The 16,472-nt window shown below is 70.3% G+C and carries 16 protein-coding genes; 5 read left to right on the top strand and 11 right to left on the bottom strand.

Going from position 1 to position 16,472, the window contains the following annotated elements:
• The first annotated feature begins 167 nt into the window (after positions 1-167).
• On the top strand, positions 168-608 hold the full coding sequence (locus tag ACIQMR_RS23630; RefSeq protein ID WP_401390554.1) for a hypothetical protein: 441 nt from the start codon (positions 168-170) through the stop codon (positions 606-608).
• 123 nt (positions 609-731) lie between these two features.
• A complete protein-coding gene (locus ACIQMR_RS23625) occupies positions 732-1,448 on the top strand; it encodes an NDP-sugar synthase (RefSeq protein ID WP_401390551.1) in 717 nt (238 codons plus the stop codon).
• A 142-nt stretch (positions 1,449-1,590) separates the two neighbouring features.
• On the opposite strand, the gene ACIQMR_RS23620 is transcribed toward ACIQMR_RS23625, so the two are convergent.
• The 7 genes from ACIQMR_RS23620 to ACIQMR_RS23590 all read right to left on the bottom strand — a co-directional run bounded on the left by ACIQMR_RS23620 (position 1,591) and on the right by ACIQMR_RS23590 (position 8,620).
• On the bottom strand, positions 1,591-3,276 hold the full coding sequence (locus ACIQMR_RS23620; protein ID WP_401390548.1) for a DoxX family membrane protein: 1,686 nt from the start codon (positions 3,274-3,276) through the stop codon (positions 1,591-1,593).
• Positions 3,277-3,461: 185 nt separating this feature from the next.
• Positions 3,462-4,412 (bottom strand): 23S rRNA (guanosine(2251)-2'-O)-methyltransferase RlmB, encoded by a 951-nt coding sequence (gene rlmB / locus ACIQMR_RS23615; RefSeq protein WP_401390545.1) that lies wholly within the window; start codon positions 4,410-4,412, stop codon positions 3,462-3,464.
• Positions 4,413-4,527: 115 nt separating this feature from the next.
• Entirely contained in the window at positions 4,528-5,928 is a 1,401-nt protein-coding gene (gene cysS / locus ACIQMR_RS23610; protein WP_401390543.1) for a cysteine--tRNA ligase, read from the bottom strand.
• Positions 5,929-6,014: 86 nt separating this feature from the next.
• Complete coding sequence (locus ACIQMR_RS23605; RefSeq protein ID WP_401390540.1) at positions 6,015-6,422, bottom strand: PPOX class F420-dependent oxidoreductase; 408 nt, start codon at positions 6,420-6,422, stop codon at positions 6,015-6,017.
• An 80-nt stretch (positions 6,423-6,502) separates the two neighbouring features.
• On the bottom strand, positions 6,503-6,997 hold the full coding sequence (gene ispF, locus ACIQMR_RS23600; protein WP_401390537.1) for a 2-C-methyl-D-erythritol 2,4-cyclodiphosphate synthase: 495 nt from the start codon (positions 6,995-6,997) through the stop codon (positions 6,503-6,505).
• On the bottom strand, positions 6,987-7,724 hold the full coding sequence (gene ispD / locus ACIQMR_RS23595; protein WP_401390534.1) for a 2-C-methyl-D-erythritol 4-phosphate cytidylyltransferase: 738 nt from the start codon (positions 7,722-7,724) through the stop codon (positions 6,987-6,989). The genes ispF and ispD overlap by 11 nt, the downstream gene beginning before the upstream one ends.
• A 413-nt stretch (positions 7,725-8,137) precedes the next feature.
• A complete protein-coding gene (locus ACIQMR_RS23590) occupies positions 8,138-8,620 on the bottom strand; it encodes a CarD family transcriptional regulator (RefSeq protein ID WP_017945956.1) in 483 nt (160 codons plus the stop codon).
• A gap of 567 nt (positions 8,621-9,187) precedes the next feature.
• Between ACIQMR_RS23590 and ACIQMR_RS23585 the strand changes: the two genes are divergently transcribed.
• Positions 9,188-9,868, top strand: a complete 681-nt coding sequence (locus ACIQMR_RS23585) for a DUF461 domain-containing protein (protein WP_401390530.1) — start codon at positions 9,188-9,190, stop codon at positions 9,866-9,868.
• Between the two features lie 117 nt (positions 9,869-9,985).
• Here ACIQMR_RS23585 and ACIQMR_RS23580 read toward each other — a convergent pair whose 3' ends face one another.
• Entirely contained in the window at positions 9,986-10,666 is a 681-nt protein-coding gene (locus ACIQMR_RS23580; protein ID WP_266379574.1) for a response regulator transcription factor, read from the bottom strand.
• Positions 10,663-12,015, bottom strand: coding sequence for a sensor histidine kinase (locus ACIQMR_RS23575; RefSeq protein WP_401390527.1), 1,353 nt, complete (start codon positions 12,013-12,015; stop codon positions 10,663-10,665). The genes ACIQMR_RS23580 and ACIQMR_RS23575 overlap by 4 nt, the downstream gene beginning before the upstream one ends.
• Before the next feature lie 199 nt (positions 12,016-12,214).
• Here ACIQMR_RS23575 and phoU point away from each other — a divergent pair, with 199 nt between their 5' ends.
• Positions 12,215-12,892, top strand: a complete 678-nt coding sequence (phoU, locus tag ACIQMR_RS23570) for a phosphate signaling complex protein PhoU (protein WP_401390524.1) — start codon at positions 12,215-12,217, stop codon at positions 12,890-12,892.
• Positions 12,893-13,297: 405 nt separating this feature from the next.
• Here phoU and ACIQMR_RS23565 read toward each other — a convergent pair whose 3' ends face one another.
• Positions 13,298-13,573 (bottom strand): hypothetical protein, encoded by a 276-nt coding sequence (locus ACIQMR_RS23565; protein ID WP_401390521.1) that lies wholly within the window; start codon positions 13,571-13,573, stop codon positions 13,298-13,300.
• Between the two features lie 274 nt (positions 13,574-13,847).
• On the opposite strand from ACIQMR_RS23565, the gene ACIQMR_RS23560 reads away from it, so the two are divergent.
• Positions 13,848-15,563 carry a CocE/NonD family hydrolase gene (locus ACIQMR_RS23560; RefSeq protein ID WP_401390519.1) on the top strand — a complete coding sequence of 572 codons (1,716 nt, stop codon included), beginning with the start codon at positions 13,848-13,850 and terminating at the stop codon, positions 15,561-15,563.
• A 72-nt stretch (positions 15,564-15,635) separates the two neighbouring features.
• Here the strand turns inward: ACIQMR_RS23560 and ACIQMR_RS23555 are convergent, their stop codons facing one another.
• On the bottom strand, positions 15,636-16,397 hold the full coding sequence (locus tag ACIQMR_RS23555) for a phosphoglyceromutase (RefSeq protein WP_266379590.1): 762 nt from the start codon (positions 16,395-16,397) through the stop codon (positions 15,636-15,638).
• Positions 16,398-16,472: the final 75 nt, after the last annotated feature.

The raw sequence follows: 16,472 nt of genomic DNA, 5'->3' as shown, positions 1-16,472 counted from the left end.
CGGAAGCAAGGGGGCCGTTCGGCGTTTACAGATGTCGATAAATACCCCGGCATACCGGGCAATTCACATACCGTCGTCAACCTGCGATTCGAAAGAATCCCTCGAACCATCCCTCGCAAGGGTGACTAAATGTCGCCAAATCACTACCGCCCGCTACGCTCGCCTGCGTGACCCACACCGCTCGCCGTATCGGCCGCACTCTTGCCCTCGTCCTGCCCGTCGTCCTGGTGCTCTCCGGAACTCTCGCGGTCACCAGCGTCCCGTGGGCAGGGCGCAACACCGAGTCCCAGATGCTCACCGCGTCCACCGCGTCCACCGAGAATGTACCGGTCCGCGCCAAGTCCCGTGCTCCTCAGGACGTTCTGCGCGAGAAGCTGCTGACGGACCTGCAGCAGAAGGACCCGGGCGTCGCGCTCACGAACCTCCAGCGCGCGGTCGAGGGGCGCCCGTCGCTCGCCCGCCACTGCATGGAGATCGCGAGGGACCTGGGCCGCGCCGCCGTGGCCCGTTACGGCCCGACGCGTGCGCAGGCGTTCTCCCGGCCCGTCTGCGACACGTCCTTCGCCGCCGGTGTCTCGCAGCAGGCGCAGGGCAACTGGGGCAGCTGACCGGGACGTACGTGACCGTGCGGCGCCCGTACGCGCGCCGCACGAGGCGAGCGCACCGCACAAGCCACGCACGCCGCGCGACGGTTCGCGGGGCTCGCACGCGGGCCCGCATATCGTGCCCGTATGCATACGTATCCGACTCAGGCCGTGGTCCTGGCGGGTGGCCAGGGCTCACGGCTGCGCCCGTACACCGACGACCGGCCCAAGCCGATGGTCGAGATCCCCGGCACGGGGACCCCGATCATCGGCCATCAGCTTTCCTGGCTGGCCGCCGAGGGCGTGACGGACGCCGTGGTCTCCTGCGGTCATCTCGCCGAGGTGCTGCAGGAGTGGCTGGACAGCGCCGTGCTGCCGCTCCGTGTCACGACCGTCGTCGAGGCGGAGCCGCTGGGCCGGGGCGGCGGCCTGAAGTACGCCGCCAGGAGCCTTCCCCACCCCGACCGGCCCTGGTACGCCACGAACGGCGACATCTGGACGCGTTTCTCGCTGCGCGAGATGGCCGAGTTCCATGCGGAACGGGATGCCACCGCGACGCTCGCGCTGGCCCGGCCGCGCATTCCGTGGGGTGCCGTGGAGACGGACGAGTTCGGCCATGTTCTGGACTTCATCGAGTCGCCGCCGTCGCCGTATCTCATCAACGCGGGTGTGTACGTCTTCTCCGCGGCCTTCACGCGGCTGCTGCCCGACCAGGGCGACCATGAGCGCACGACGTTCCCCCGGCTGGCACGGGAGCGTTCCCTGGCCGGCTTTCCGCTGCCGCAGGGGGCGTACTGGCGGGCGATCGACACGGCCAAGGACCTCACCGAGGCGGCGAAGGAACTCACCGCGCACGGTTCCTGAGGGCGAGCCCTGAGCGTGCTCGCCGAGCAGACACGGCGTCTGAGCGCGAGCCCCGAGCATGCTCGGCGAACGGGCACGACGTCGGGGCGGTCACCGGGCCTCGATGCCCGGTGACCGCCCCGACCGACCGCGTTCGCCCGGATCAGCCCAGGAGGCCGCCGATCGGGTTCCGGTTGCCTCCGCCGGAGCTGCCGCCGCTGGTGCCGCTGCCGCCGCCGGAGCCGCCGTTGTCGGACCCGCCCGTACCGCCTCCTCCGCCGCCGCCCGAGGCGCCCGGCTCGCTGCCGCCTCCGGTCGAGGAGGGGCCTGAGCTGCCGGACGGCGGGTTCACGGGCTCCGACTGGGACGGCGACTGCTGTCCGTCCGTGCCCTGGGACTCGCTGGGCCTGCCCGCCTCACCGACGCTGCCGCTCTCGCTGACCGTTTCGGACGGCTCGGTCCGCTCGGCCGCCGGGCTGCTCGACTCCGTCCTGGACGGCTCGGCGCGCCGCTCCGCCTCGCCGGAGGGGCTGCGGCGGCCCGATTCGCTCGGCAGCGGGGCGCCGGGGAGGTGGTTGGTCGGGTCGACGTTCGGACCGGGGACGGTCACGAGCTCCGTGGACCGTACGGCTCCGCCGAGGATCGAGCCGACCAGCAGCGTCAGTCCGACGACGACGGCGGCGAGGACCCCGCCGCGCCGCAGCACGCGGCGCCGCAGCTCCCACAGTTCGGAACGCGGGCCGAGCTTGCGCCAGGCCTCGCCCGCGAGGCGGCCGTCCACGGAGTAGACGGGGGCGCCGGCGATGATCAGGGGCGACCAGGCGGCGAGGTTCATGATGTCGGGTGCGTCGTACACCGGGACGGTCCGCCAGCTGACGGTCATGATCAGCGCGGCGGAGAGCAGTGCGCCGACGACGGCCGCGACGCGCTGCCAGAGGCCGAGGACGGTGAGTACGCCGACGACGACCTGCAGGAAGGCGACGGTGAGACCGGCGCCCACCGGGTGCGCGAGCGCGAAGTCGCGCAGTGGCTCGGCGAGGGTCCACGGCTCCAGGGAGGTCAGCCACTTGACCATGGAGCCGCGTTCGCCGCCGTCGAAGTAGACGGGGTCGCAGAGCTTGCCCATGCCGGCGTAGATGGAGATGAAGCCGAGGAAGACGCGCAGCGGGAGGAGGACGACGCCGAGGTTCATCCGGCGGCCGGGGTAGTAGGCGTGCCGGACGGCGCCGCCGGGCGCCGCGTGCCTTCCGCCGGTGTCGTCGTGGCCGAAGTGGGTGACTTCCTCGGCTTCTTCGCCGTACGGCTCGTAGGCGTCGTACGCGCCTTCCGCGTGCCGCATCGGGGGCAGCAGGGGTTCCCGGCGGGGGGCTCCGATGACGGGTGTGGGCATGGTGTCGGTGGCTGAGGCCGTATCGACACGGGGGATGACCTGGGTGGCGGCGCCGCGGTCGTAGCCGCTGCGGTCACCGAACCCGTTCCGGTCGTCGAACCCATTGCGGTCGTCGAACCCGTTGCGGTCGTCGTAGCCGCTCCGGTCGCCGAACCCGGCTCCGGAGGTACGTACGGCCTGCAGCAGACCGGTCGCCCCTGGGTCGCCCGGAGCGGACTTCCCGCTCCATACGACGGGTGCCCGGCGGCGCGCCACGGCGCCGGCGCCGGCCAGGGCGGGGATCCAGGCGGTGTCGGCCAGGTCGCCCCGGGCAGGGCGCCTGGTCTGACTCGGGGCGAGCTTCACCCGGAAGCTGGCGTGGTTCACGATGACCTGCGCGGGATCGCAGTTCACCTTGATCGTGCTCAGGAATGGCTGATCGTCGAACCCGGGCCGGGGCGTTCTGGTGTCCACACTCATCTAACCGAGTGACCTGTACTTAGGACACTGCCTTGACGACCCCGAAATGTCCGAGACCCGTCAAGATCGTTCCCGCCTCTTCGCGGCTCCCCGGAGGGCCCCGGCAAGGCCCCGTGGGGCGCGTGGGGTACGGCCTGCACCGCGCGGGTTACGGCGTGCACCGCGTCGGGTACGGCGCGCGCTGATCAGCCTCGGCGGCGCGCCGCCTCGTACAGCACCACGCCCGCCGCGACGCCCGCGTTGAGGGACTCGGCGCCGCCCGGCATCGGGATGCGGACGCGGTAGTCGCAGGTCTCGCCGACGAGGCGGGACAGGCCCTTGCCCTCGCTGCCGACGACGATGACGACCGGGCCGGCGAGGGCTTCGAGCTCGCCGACCTCGACCTCGCCGTCCGCCGCGAGGCCGACGACGGTGATGCCCGCCTTCTGGTACGCCTCCAGGGCGCGGGTCAGGTTGGTCGCGCGGGCGACCGGGGTGCGGGCGGCGGTGCCGGCGGAGGTCTTCCAGGCGCCGGCCGTCATGCCTGCCGCACGGCGTTCCGGGACGACCACGCCGTGGCCGCCGAAGGCCGCGACGGAGCGGACGACGGCGCCGAGGTTGCGCGGGTCGGTGACGCCGTCGAGGGCGACGATCAGCGGGTCCTCGCCGTCGTCGAAGGCGGCGGCCGCGAGGTCCTCGGGGTGTGCGTACTCGTACGGCGGGACCTGGAGGACGAGGCCCTGGTGGTTCAGCCCGTTCGTCATCCGGTCCAGCTCGGCGCGCGGCGCCTCCATCAGGTGGATGTTGCCGCGCTGGCCGACGAGCTGGAGCGCCTCGCGCACCCGCTCGTCGTTGTCGATGAACTGCTGGACGTACAGGGTCGTCGCGGGCACACCGTCGCGCAGGGCCTCGAAGACGGGGTTGCGGCCGACGACCATCTCGGACGAGCCCTTGCCGCCGCGGCGGGCGACGGGCCGCCGCTGGGCCTGCTTGGCCTTGGCGTTGGCGACGCGGTTCTTCACATGGCCCTTGCGGGCGGACGCGGGCGGGGTCGGGCCCTTGCCCTCGAGGCCGCGGCGCCGGTTTCCACCGCTGCCGACCGTCGCGCCCTTCTTGTTGGACGTGCGGCGGTTCCTGCGCTGGCTGTTCCCGGCCATGACTACCTGTTTCCCTGAATCTTCGTGGGTCCCGAGCGGATCTCCGCGGTTCCCGGATGCGTACGTACGTAAGAAAGTGTGCCGCCCGGGCGGCCGGGCGGCACACTGTCGCTGGTCAGCGGGGTCCGAGCGTCCAGCGCGGGCCGTCCGGGCCGTCCTCGATGACGAGTCCGGACTGGTTGAGCTGATCGCGGATCGCGTCGGCGGTGGTCCAGTCCTTGCGTGTCCTGGCCGCCTCGCGCTGCTGCAGCACGAGCCGCACCAGGGTGTCGACGACGCCGTGGAGGTCCTCGCCGCGGTCGGCCTCGCCGGCCCAGTGCGGGTCGAGCGGGTCCAGGCCGAGGACGCCGAGCATGGCGCGCACCTCGGCGAGCCGGGCGACGGCCGCTTCCTTGTCGTCGGCGGCGAGTGCCGAGTTGCCCTGGCGGACCGTGGTGTGGACGATCGCGAGCGCCTGCGGGACGCCGAGGTCGTCGTCCATGGCGTCGATGAACGCGGGCGGCAGTTCGGCGGCGGGCTCGACGAGGCCCCCCGCCTTCTCGACGACGCGCTGGACGAAGCCCTCGATGCGCGCGAACGCGGACTCGGCCTCGCGCAGGGCCTCCTCGCTGTACTCGATCATCGAGCGGTAGTGCGGGGTGCCCAGGTAGTAGCGCAGGACGATCGGCCGCCAGTGCTTGACCATCTCGCTCACGAGGACCGAGTTGCCGAGCGACTTGGACATCTTCTCGCCGCTCATGGTCACCCAGGCGTTGTGCACCCAGTACGACGCGAAGTCGTCGCCGAAGGCCTTGGCCTGGGCGATCTCGTTCTCGTGGTGGGGGAAGACCAGGTCCAGGCCGCCGCCGTGGATGTCGAAGGCGGTGCCCAGGTACTTGTGGGCCATGGCCGAGCACTCCAGGTGCCAGCCCGGCCGTCCTCGTCCCCAGGGCGTCTCCCACGACGGCTCGCCCGGCCGCTCCGCCTTCCACATGGCGAAGTCGCGCAGGTCGCGCTTGCCGGTCTCGCCCTCGGCGGAGGGCTGGCGCAGATCGTCGATGTCCTGGTTGGAGAGCTGCAGGTAGCCGGGGAAGGAGCGCACGTCGAAGTAGACGTTGCCGTCGGCCTCGTAGGCGTGGCCGCGCTCGATGAGGCCGCGCATCATCTCGACCATCTCGGTGATGTGCCCGGTGGCGCGCGGTTCGTAGGTGGGCGGCAGGCAACCGAGCGCGTCGTAACCCGCGTTGAACGCGCGCTCGTTCTCGTATCCGATCGACCACCAGGGGCGGTTCTGGTCCTCCGCCTTGGTGATGATCTTGTCGTCGATGTCGGTCACGTTCCGCACGAACGTGACGTCGTAGCCGCGGTACTCGAACCAGCGGCGCATGATGTCGAAGTTGAGTCCCGACCTGATGTGCCCAATGTGCGGGGCGGACTGCACGGTCGCGCCACACAGGTAGATCGAGACGCAGCCCGGCGTGAGCGGGACGAAGTCACGGATCTGCCGGGCGCCGGTGTCGTACAGCCGAATAGTCACCACTCAAGAGTAGTGGGCGCACGGCAGTGCCCCACGCCCTTGGGGGCGCGGGGCACTGGATTGTGACCGGCGGGGCGGCGGCGGGATCAGGCGAGCGCGCCGACGACCTTCCGCGGGGTGATCCGGACGACCACGCGGGGGGCGTCCTTGCCGGACTCCGGGTTGAACTCGGCGTACCTCTTGCCGGTGTACTTCAGGGACAGCTCGTCGATCAGCTCCTGGCCGCCCTCGGTGCTGAGGGTGGCCAGGCCGCGGATCTCGGCGTACGTGTACGGCTCGTCGAAGGGCTGGACGAGCACGGTCGTCCGCGGGTCCCGGCGCAGGTTCTGCTCCTTGCGCCGCCCGACGGTCGTCGAGATCAGTACGTCGTCGCCGTCCCGCTTCGCCCAGACGGGAGACACCTGGGGGCTTCCGTCGGGCTGGATGGTGGCGAGGTTGACGAACACGGGAGTGTCGAGCAGTGCCTTGAGCTTGTCGCTGAGGGGGGCGGTCACGGTGCGGTCCTCCTGAACTCGGTGCGCAGGAATTCGTCGACGTCACCACCGCGTCTACCCCACCGCGGGGGCCGTGGGGGTCAGGACGCGCGGAAGAGGAGCGCCGTGGCGATCGCGGCCAGTCCTTCGGCCCTACCGGTCAGCCCGAGTCCGTCCGTCGTCGTGCCGGAGACGGAGACGGGTGCGCCTGCCGCCTCGCCGAGGGCTTTCTGGGCCTCGTCGCGGCGCTTGCCGATCTTCGGGCGTACGCCGATGACCTGGACGGCGATGTTGCCGATCTCGAAGCCTTCGGCGCGGACGATCCGGGCGGCCTCGGCGAGCAGGGTGACGCCCGAGGCGCCGGACCATTCGGGGCGGCCGGTGCCGAAGTGGGCGCCGAGATCGCCGATGCCGGCGGCGGAGAAGAGGGCGTCGCAGGCCGCGTGGGCGGCGACGTCGCCGTCGGAGTGGCCGGCGAGGCCGTATTCCTCGCCGTCCCAGAGCAGTCCGGCGCACCACAGTTCGCGGCCCTGCTCGAAGGCGTGGACGTCGGTGCCGATACCGACGAGCGGGAGCGGGTGGCTGCTAGAAGCCATCGTTGGCCCTCCTGCGGGCGAGTACGGCCTCGGCGAGGACGAGGTCCAGCGGGCGGGTCACCTTGAAGGCCTCTTCGTGGCCGGGGACGACCACGACGGGCTCGCCGAGCTGTTCGACCATGCTCGCGTCGTCGGTGACGTCGTCGGTGACCGTCTCGTGGGCGCGTACGAGGGTGTCGCGGTCGAAGCCCTGCGGGGTCTGCACGGCGCGCAGCCTGGCGCGCTCGGGGGTGGCGACGACGGGCTCGGGCTCGCCCTTCGCGCGCGGTTCGACCTGCTTGACGGTGTCGGCGAGCGGCAGGGCGGGGACGACGGCGGGGGCTCCGTCCCGTACGGCCTCGATGACCGCGTCGACGGTGTCGACGGGGACGAGCGGCCGGGCGGCGTCATGGACGAGGACGGTGCCGATCGTCTCGGGGAGCGCTTCGAGGCCGAGGCGTACGGACTCCTGCCGGGTGTCGCCGCCGGGGACGACCAGGTAGTCGGTGCGCTCGGGCAGGGCGTGCGCGTCGAGCAGGTTCTTGACCTCGGGGGCGCCGTCGGGCGGGGCGACCACGACGACGAGCGAGACGGCGCGGGAGGCCGCCATGGCGCGTACGGCGTGGATCAGCATGGGGGTGCCGTTGAGGGCGCGGAGCGCCTTGGGGGCGCCAGGGCCGAGCCGTACGCCCCGGCCGGCCGCGGGGATCACCACGGCGGTGCGGCCGGTGCGTGTCTGTTCTGACATCGGTTCCACTCCGGAAGGTCGGGGACCGCCCCGAATTGACATGGCCAGGTTTGTATCGTCCGCCCATGTGGGTATGGCCAGAACGTGCCGGGCGCGACGCCTTGACCGGACCCTTTCCGTGACAACTGGTCGAGCCAGCCGCGTCGAAGACGCCGGCTGCGTGAGCTGCCCGGGCCCGGCACGCCGGATGGGTCGTCGGGGGACGGGGGACGTACGGGATCTGCGTGCGGGGTTGGGGAAGGTACGCGATGAGCGGCGTGGGCGCGGCGAACATGCCGCAGTGCCCGGCGACTCAACCTTCCAGCTGGTCAGCGGGCACCGCGGCATTCAGTTCTGCACCGTGGGCGCAAGCCTGACGTGGGAGTCCTGTGCGTCAGGGTCCCTCATCAGGACGCCGTGCCAGAACCGCCGCGTCAGGACGCGAGGACCTCGTCGAGCAGGGCCTCGGCCTTGTCCTCGTTGGTGTTCTCCGCGAGAGCCAGCTCGCTCACCAGGATCTGGCGAGCCTTGGCCAGCATGCGCTTCTCTCCTGCGGAGAGACCGCGCTCGCGCTCGCGACGCCACAGGTCACGCACCACTTCGGCGACCTTGATCACATCGCCGGAGGCGAGCTTCTCGAGATTTGCCTTGTAGCGACGGGACCAGTTCGTCGGCTCCTCGGCGTACGGCGCTCGCAGCACGTCGAAGACCCGGTCCAGCCCGTCCTGACCGACCACATCGCGTACGCCAACGAGATCCGCATTGTCCGCCGGTACACGAACCGTCAAGTCGCCCTGGGCGACCTTGAGCACCAAGTAGGTCTTGTCCACGCCTTTGATCTGGCGAGTTTCGATGGCCTCGATCAGCGCGGCCCCGTGATGGGGATAGACCACGGTGTCGCCAACCTTGAACGTCATGTGACAGGTACCCCTTCCGTGGCTATCCAGGGTAACACGAGAACGGCTTCTTCTGAATGGCGTTTTCGCAGGTCAGGGCATATCTCGGGGCTTGACAACAGCAACATGAACGTGCTGCGGGCGACTTCCGGAAGGGGGTATTCGCAGGTCGGAGCGGCTGCACGGGCACCCGGAAAGGTGCACGTCACGCGCATCACAACCCCCGTCCAAGTGGATGAACGTCCCGATTTGCCGGGTTCCCAGTAGTCTACTTCGCCTACTCCGTTCGAGGCTCGGTCACCCGTCCGGCGGGACACGCGAGAAGGAATCCGAAATTGATCACCTGGAGATCGCCGGGAGATCACTACGGTCCGGTCCGGGCTTTCCGCGGGGAATGTGCGGCGGCTCACGGAATTGATCATCCGGTTATGTGAACAGCGGGCGAAATCCGGTGGCGCGGAGGGCACGCGGGGGCGCCGGGGCCGTGTCGGAGGCGGGTCGGGTGCGGGAGCCCGACGAGGGGTCGGTAACCTAAGCGCGCTGACAGACCCCTTAGCCCGTCCGTACGTCCTAGGAGATGCCGCCGCCGTGAGCAGCAGCCTTCGACGCGGCGTCCTCGCCGCGACTGCCCTCGTGATCTCGATCGCCCCGCTCTCCGCATGCGCTGCGGGCAACGACGCACAGACGCTCGGCGTCAAGCCGGACAACGCCGCCACGACGGTCGGTGACATCCAGATCCAGAACGCGACGGTGATCACGCAGCCCGAGCTGAACGCTCAGGGCCCGGCGGTCGTCTCCGCCACGCTGTTCAACAACGGCCAGCAGGAGCAGACGCTCGACTCCATCACGCTGCCGGGCTCGAACACCGTGGTGAAGCTCGCGCCGGCGACGGGAGCGGGTCCGATCACGATTCCGGCGCTCGGCTCGGTCGTCCTGGGCGGCAAGGGCAACGCCTCCGCGCTCATCGACAACAGCAACGAGGCCGGCAAGAGCGGCGAGGCGCAGAAGATCGTCTTCCGCTTCAGCGAGACCGGTGACGTGCCCATCGAGGCGTTCGTCGTCCCGGCAGCCGGCTTCTACCACGACTACGGCCCGACCGGCGTGCCGAAGCCTCCGGCCGAGAAGCCGGCGGCCAGCCCGTCCGCCCCGGCCGAGGGCGCGCACGGCGACGAGGCCGAAGAGGGCGGCGCCCACGGTGACGAGAACGGCGGCGAGGCCACCACGACCCCGTCGGACCCCGCCTCGGCGTCCCACGAGGCCGGCCACTGACCCCGCCCGCCCTCCAGCGCTGATCCCGGGCCTCTGCCCGGGCTCCGGCAGCACGAAAGCGGCCCCGCCAGGACTTCCGGCGGGGCCTCCTTCGTACACGCTCGGGCGTGGTCCGGCCTACGGCTCGAACTTGTAGCCCAGCCCGCGCACCGTCACCAGGTAGCGGGGGGCGCCCGGGTCGGGCTCGATCTTGGCGCGCAGGCGCTTGACGTGGACGTCGAGGGTCTTGGTGTCACCCACGTAGTCCGCGCCCCAGACGCGGTCGATCAGCTGCATACGGGTCAGCACACGACCCGCGTTGCGCAGCAGCATCTCCAGCAGGTCGAACTCCTTGAGCGGGAGGTCGACTTTTCCGCCGGCGACCGTGACGACATGGCGGTCGACGTCCATGCGCACCGGCCCGGCCTCCAGGGCCGCCGGGGTGACCTCCTCCGGCTCACCGCGGCGGCGCAGGACCGCACGGATGCGGGCGACCAGCTCCCGCGAGGAGAAGGGCTTCGTCACGTAGTCGTCGGCTCCTATCTCCAGGCCGACGACCTTGTCGATCTCGCTGTCCTTGGCGGTCACCATGATGACCGGGACGTTGGACCGGCCGCGCAGCTGGCGGCAGACCTCGGTGCCGGGCAGCCCGGGCAGCATCAGGTCGAGCAGGACGAGGTCGGCTCCGTTGCGCTCGAACTCGTCGAGTCCCTCGGGTCCGGTGGTCGCGATGGCGACCTCGAAGCCCTCTTTGCGGAGCATGTAGGAAAGAGCGTCGCTGAAGGATTCCTCATCCTCGACGACAAGCACTCGGGTCACGGAAGGACCTCCGGGGCAGGCAGTGGTTCGCGTGGTGTGGTCCGGGGATCAGGACCGGGGTGGGAGCCGGATTCGGGGTCTGCATCCGAACCGGAATCGGAATCGGGATGGGGGTGGGGGTGGGGATGGGACTCGGGATCTGAGTCGTACGGTCCGTCGTCGGCGTCGTCGGCGATCTGGATGTGCGTACGGTCCCGGACGGAGCCGGCCTCCGGCAACCGCAGGGTGAAGGTGGAGCCCTGTCCCTCGGTGCTCCACACCGTGACCTCCCCGCCGTGCGAGGCGGCCACGTGCTTGACGATGGCCAGGCCCAGGCCCGTACCGCCGGTGGCACGGGAGCGTGCGGGATCGACGCGGTAGAAGCGTTCGAAGATCCGCTCGCGGTCCTTCTCGGAGATGCCGATGCCCTGGTCGGTGACGGCGATCTCGATCTGGTCCCCGCCGGACGCGGGGATGCGGCGTGCGGCTATGCCGACGCGGGTGCGGGCCGGGGAGTAGTTGACGGCGTTCTCGACGAGATTGCCGAGGGCGGCGGCCAGCTGGCCGCGGTTGCCCCAGACATGCAGGTCGGCGGTGCCGCCGGCGGCCATGGTGATCTGTTTCGTGGACGCGGTGTGCCGGGACCGGTCGATGGCCTCGGCGACGAGTTCGTCCACGCGTACGGGCTCGGCGTCCTCCAGCGGGTCGTCGTTCTGCACCCGGGAGAGGTCGATCAGTTCCTGTACGAGGCTGGTGAGCCGGGTCGCCTCGATCTGCATCCGGCCGGCGAAGCGGGTGACCGCCTCGGGGTCGTCCGAGGCGTCCATGACCGCCTCGGAGAGCAGCGAGAGCGCGCCGACGGGCGTCTTGAGCTCATGGCTGACATTGGCGACGAAGTCGCGTCGCACCGCTTCGATGCGGCGGGCTTCGGTGAGGTCCTCGACCAGGAGCAGCACGAGGCGGGAGCCGAGGGGCGCGACCCGGGCGGAGACGGCGAGGGCTTCGCCGCGGCCGGTGCCGCGGCGCGGCAGGTCGAGCTCGACCTGTCGTATCTCTCCGTCCCGGCGGGTGTCGCGGGCCATGTGCAGCATCGGCTGGACGGCCAGCTTCCCGCCCCTGACCAGGCCCAGCGCATACGCGGCGGAGCTGGCCTTGACCACGGAGTCGCTCTCGTCGAGGACGACCGCGGAGGAGCGCAGCACGGACAGCACGGTGTCGACACCGGGCGGAAGCACGGCGTCCGTATGCAGGGATGTGCGGGTGGGCCTCGCCTGGTCGCGCTCGCTCCAGCGGAACGCCAGCATGGCGATCACGCCGGTGCACACCCCGGCGATCGCAGCCAATGCGGCGACCGCCGCGTTCACGTCCATGCATCCAGGTTATGCGTGTCCGGGGACGCTCTCCCAGCCATCCGGGTGGCAGCCCGAACAGTCGTCGCCCAGAGTTCACCGAGGGGAAGGGAGCGGTTCACTTGGGAGGGAGGATCCGGACGCGTTCCGGACGGAACGTGGGAGCGTGGGGGTCTCAGCCCCACCCGGACCCCCGAACGTATTCAAGAGAGGGAACCCCATGCGGGACGCGTACCACGAGGAACTTGACTCGATCGGCGAGGGCCTTGTCGAGATGGCCCGGCTGGTCGGCTCGGCCATCGGGCGCGCCACGACGGCCATGCTCGACGCCGACCTGAAGCTCGCCGAGAGCGTGATCGCGGCGGACCAGAAGGTCGACGATCTTCAGCACGACCTGGAGGCCCGGGCGATAGCCCTGCTGGCCCGCCAGCAGCCGGTCGCCACCGACCTGCGGATCGTGGTGACCTCGCTGCGGATGAGCGCCGACCTGGAGCGCTCGGGCGACCTGGCCCAGCACGTGGCCAAGCTGGCCCGGCTGCGCTTCCCGGCGCCGGCGGTTCCGCAGGACCTGCACGCCACGATCCTGGAGATGGGACAGCTCGCGCAGCGCCTGATGGCGAAGGCGGCGGAGGTCATCATCACCAAGGACGTCGATCTCGCGCTCCAGCTGGAGACGGACGACGACGAGATGGACCTGCTGCACCGCACGCTGTTCACGCACCTGATAGACGAGCGCTGGAAGCACGGCATCGAGACGGCGGTCGACGTCACGCTGCTGGGCCGCTACTACGAGCGTTACGCGGACCACGCGGTCGCGGTCGCCAAGCGCGTCGTCTACCTGGTCACGGGTGAGCACGCGGACGAGCTGCAGGCCGAGACGCCGGTCGAGGGCGCGTAACCGGCGCCACCCGGCGGCGGCGCGAAGGCTTGACCTCCGTGCGCCGTTGATGCGCCCGGCGAAGTGGGCATGCAATGGGGAGAGGCGACACAGGTACGCCTTTGAGGAGGATCCCATGGCCGACTCCCCCACGACCGACTCGCGGCAGAAAGCATCGGTCGAAGTGCCGGTCCCGCCCCGTCGGCTTCCGCTGCTCGGCGCCTGCGGCTGCGGCTCGGGCTGCGGCTGCGGCTGCCAGTCGGGCGCACCGTGCCAGTGCGGTGGCTGCTGCGGCTGAACCAGCCGTGGCGGAAGGGCCCCGTCCACTCTCGGACGGGGCCCTTCCGCGTACCCGAACGATCACGGCCGAGGACGAACACGCTCGCGCCCGGCGGGTGTTCGCGGATGCCCTGCGGCCGGCCGGGGCTACCTCGCGGCGACGAGGATGACGACGAAGTCGTTGAAGTGCCGGTCGAAGTGCCGGTCGTAGTACGGGTCGTAGTAGCGGTCGTGGTATCCGCCGTAGTACCTGTCGTTGTAGTCGTTGTGGTGGCCGCAATGGCGACCGTCCCCGCCCCGCCAGTCGGAGCAACCGTAATCAGCCCTGATCTCGTTCGAGGCGTACGCCCCGGTTGCCGGCAGCACACCCAGTGCGAGCCCTGCGACTCCCGCCGAGAGTGCGGCAACGATCCTGCGGCGCATTCCCATGCACCTCCGACCATTCATCACTTATCGGACTTTCAGGGTATATACAGCGTCCTCTCACCTCACTGCACTGTCAAAGCAGAGGCCAGGCGGAAAGGGCCCCCTGATGAGCCGCGAGATACCACATGGCGACGCTGCGTCACCTCGAGTGTCCGCCTCGGCGCCCGCGCATCGACGCATCGTCACAGACAAAGGCCCATCTTGGTCAATCGTTCGCAAGGGGACCGTTCCCCGGAACAGAGATGAACACCAGTAGTGAGAGTGGGCAATTATGGTGCAGCCTGTCACGGGCTTTCCCGGGATAACCCTGGAAACCGACGTCCGGTGCCAGTTGCGTGACGGCGTCGAACTCCTCGCAGACGTATACCGCCCGGACGCGGCCGGGGGTCCCTATCCCGTTCTGCTGCAGCGCACCCCGTACGGGAAACAGGGCGCCCAGTCGGAGACGGCGTTCGCGCACCCGGCCTGGTACGCCCATCAGGGGTTCATCGTCGTCGTCCAGGACGTACGCGGGCGGTATGCGTCCGAGGGCGAGTTCTACCCGTTCCGTGACGAGGGCCTCGACGGGTACGACGCCGTGGAGTGGGCGGCCGGCCTGCCCGGGTCGAACGGCCGGGTCGGCATGTACGGGTTCTCCTACGCCGGGTTCACCCAGCTCCTGGCCGCGGTCGAGCAGCCGCCCGGCCTGGCGGCGATCAGCCCAGCCCTGACGGGCTCCCAGGCCTACGAGGGTTGGACCCACAACACGGGTGCCTTCGCCTACGGGTTCAACGCCTTCTGGGCCGCCTACCTGGGCATCGCCGAAGCGGTCCGGCGCGGCGACCAGGAGCGTATCGACGCGCTGAGCGGCGCCCTGCTGCACGGGCCGGACAACTTCTGGATGGCTCCGGAGGCCTTTCCCGCCCTCGATCGGGACATCACGCCCTACTACTTCGACTGGCTCGAGCACCCTGCGTACGACGACTACTGGGCGCGCTGGTCCATCGACAGCGACTACAGCCGCATCCAGGTGCCCGCCCTGCATGTGGCCGGTCTCTACGACGTGTTCGTGTCGGGGACCAGGCGCAACTTCGTCGGGCTCCGCAACGGCGCGAGCACCGCCGAGGTCGCCGCCCGGCAGAAGTTCGTGATGGCGCCCTTCCACCACATGCCCTGGTACCCGGTCACCCAGCTGGAGAACGCGGACGCGGACTCCAAGGTCGTCGACGACTGTCAGGTGCGGTTCTTCTCGGAGACGCTGAAGGAGACGGGCACCGGCACCTTCGAATCCGCGGTCAGTAGCTACGTCCTCGGCGCGGGCTGGCGTGACTTCTCCGCCTGGCCCCCGCACGAGGCACGGATGGAGCGGCTCTTCCTGCACTCTCAGGGACGCGCCAACAGCCGCTTCGGCGACGGCACCCTGGACACCCGGACGCCGGGTGACGAGTTGCCCGACCTCTACATCTACGACCCGAACGCGCCGGCCATGAGCGCGGGCGGCCACTCCTGCTGCGTCGAGGAACTGACGCCGATGGGCCCGGCCTGCCAGTGTCAGCGTGAGAACGGCAAGGGCGTGCTCGTCTACACGACCGCTCCGCAGGAGCGGGACGTGGACGTGGTCGGCGATGTGACGCTGACCCTCTACGCGGCCTCGTCGGCCACCGACACCGACTGGACCGCGCGCCTGTGCATGGTCGACGAGGACGGCTGCTCGCGCAACCTGCAGGAAGGCATCGTGCGGGCCGCCTTCCGCGACTCCCTGACCACACCGCGGCCCATCACCCCGGGCGAGGTCTACGAGTACGTCATCGAACTGGGTCCGGTGTCGGCTCGCGTCCCGGCCGGGGCACGGCTGCGTATCGACGTCACCAGTTCCGACTTCCCGCAGTGGGCGCGGAACTCCAACTCCGGTTACCCCGGCGACGGAGTGCCGCAGGTGGCCACCCAGACCGTCCTGCACACGGCGGAGTATCCCTCCCACCTCACGCTGCCGACGCTCCCTGCGTAGAAGCGGCATCTCCGGCGTGAAAATGCCCCCGCTCCGCGCCGTATGCGCAGGTCGGGGGCATGATCGCAAACCCTACTTCTTCTTGCCCTGATTCTTGACCGCCTCGATCGCCGCCGCCGCCGCGTCCGGGTCGAGGTAGGTGCCACCCGGGGTGACCGGCTTGAAGTCGGCGTCCAGTTCGTAGACGAGCGGGATGCCGGTCGGGATGTTGAGGCCCGCGATGTCGGCGTCGGAGATGCCGTCCAGGTGCTTGACCAGGGCGCGCAGGCTGTTGCCGTGGGCGGCGACCAGCACGGTGCGGCCGGCCAGGAGGTCCGGGACGATGCCGTCGTACCAGTACGGGAGCATGCGGACGACGACGTCCTTGAGGCACTCGGTGCGCGGGCGCAGCTCCGGCGGGATCGTCGCGTAGCGGGGGTCGTGCGCCTGGGAGAACTCGCTGTCGTCCGCGAGGACCGGCGGCGGGGTGTCGTAGGAACGGCGCCACAGCATGAACTGCTCCTCGCCGAACTCGGCGAGGGTCTGCGCCTTGTCCTTGCCCTGCAGCGCGCCGTAGTGGCGCTCGTTCAGCCGCCAGGAGCGGTGCACCGGGACCCACAGGCGGTCCGCGGCCTCCAGCGCGAGCTGGGCGGTGCGGATCGCGCGCTTCTGGAGCGAGGTGTGCAGTACGTCGGGGAGCAGGCCGGCGTCCTTGAGCAGCTCACCGCCGCGGACAGCCTCCTTCTCACCCTTCTCGGTGAGGTTGACGTCCACCCAGCCGGTGAACAGGTTCTTCGCGTTCCACTCGCTCTCGCCGTGGCGGAGGAGGATCAGCTTGTACGTCGCGTCGGCCATGGCACCGAGCCTAATAGACGCCCCACACGCCGACGATTGCGGCCGACGATTGACGCCCGCAGTCAATTCGCTGGC

The organism is Streptomyces sp. NPDC091376 (assembly GCF_044757085.1).
In the GTDB taxonomy this organism is placed as follows: Bacteria; Actinomycetota; Actinomycetes; order Streptomycetales; family Streptomycetaceae; genus Streptomyces; species Streptomyces pratisoli.
This window is presented reverse-complemented; position numbering and strand designations above follow the sequence as displayed.

Bases quoted from the DNA above. Each gene is read 5' to 3' on its own strand.
- ACIQMR_RS23625 (WP_401390551.1), top strand. From the start codon at position 732: ATGCATACGTATCCGACTCAGGCCGTGGTCCTGGCGGGTGGCCAGGGC.
- ACIQMR_RS23620 (WP_401390548.1), bottom strand. From the start codon at position 3,276: ATGAGTGTGGACACCAGAACGCCCCGGCCCGGGTTCGACGATCAGCCA.
- rlmB (WP_401390545.1), bottom strand. From the start codon at position 4,412: ATGGCCGGGAACAGCCAGCGCAGGAACCGCCGCACGTCCAACAAGAAG.
- ispF (WP_401390537.1), bottom strand. From the start codon at position 6,997: ATGGCTTCTAGCAGCCACCCGCTCCCGCTCGTCGGTATCGGCACCGAC.
- ispD (WP_401390534.1), bottom strand. From the start codon at position 7,724: ATGTCAGAACAGACACGCACCGGCCGCACCGCCGTGGTGATCCCCGCG.
- ACIQMR_RS23590 (WP_017945956.1), bottom strand. From the start codon at position 8,620: ATGACGTTCAAGGTTGGCGACACCGTGGTCTATCCCCATCACGGGGCC.
- ACIQMR_RS23575 (WP_401390527.1), bottom strand. From the start codon at position 12,015: ATGGACGTGAACGCGGCGGTCGCCGCATTGGCTGCGATCGCCGGGGTG.
- phoU (WP_401390524.1), top strand. From the start codon at position 12,215: ATGCGGGACGCGTACCACGAGGAACTTGACTCGATCGGCGAGGGCCTT.
- ACIQMR_RS23565 (WP_401390521.1), bottom strand. From the start codon at position 13,573: ATGCGCCGCAGGATCGTTGCCGCACTCTCGGCGGGAGTCGCAGGGCTC.
- ACIQMR_RS23560 (WP_401390519.1), top strand. From the start codon at position 13,848: ATGGTGCAGCCTGTCACGGGCTTTCCCGGGATAACCCTGGAAACCGAC.
- ACIQMR_RS23555 (WP_266379590.1), bottom strand. From the start codon at position 16,397: ATGGCCGACGCGACGTACAAGCTGATCCTCCTCCGCCACGGCGAGAGC.